Source organism: Mesorhizobium sp. M2E.F.Ca.ET.209.01.1.1 (genome assembly GCF_004010375.2).
In the GTDB taxonomy this organism is placed as follows: Bacteria; Pseudomonadota; Alphaproteobacteria; order Rhizobiales; family Rhizobiaceae; genus Mesorhizobium.
In genome coordinates this window covers 1-345 of sequence record NZ_SADP02000594.1, presented here as the reverse complement: position 1 = coordinate 345, position 345 = coordinate 1, and the positions used below count along the sequence as shown (strand labels likewise).

Annotated in this window: 1 protein-coding gene; it reads left to right on the top strand. The window is 66.4% G+C overall.

Going from position 1 to position 345, the window contains the following annotated elements; translation table 11 throughout:
- Positions 1 to 345: DUF2865 domain-containing protein (locus EN852_RS37050; RefSeq protein WP_135879777.1), on the top strand; the 345-nt coding region annotated here is incomplete at both ends.

The following is a 345-nucleotide window of genomic DNA, read 5'->3' as shown; positions in this document are numbered from 1 at the left end:
GCGGCGGCTCACGCCGCGACCGCGGCCGCATCCTGGCGGCGCTCGATGCCAATGACTGCCGTGACGATGCGGTGGGGCCCCGTCGCGCGCCTCCGCAGGAAGCCAATCGTGAAGATGGGGACAATGCCAACCTCTTCGACCAGCTTTTCGGCGCCGACAACCGGCGGATCGATACCTTGGACCAGCCTGACGATTCGGGCGAAGAAAGCGATGTCAGCCGCGTCCTGAACCAGCCCGGCATTCCGGACGTTGCGGGCAGCGGCGGCGAATTCCACACCAGTTGCGTGCGCACTTGCGACGGCTATTTCTTCCCCATGTCGAACGCCGCCTCGGCCGGCGATTTCG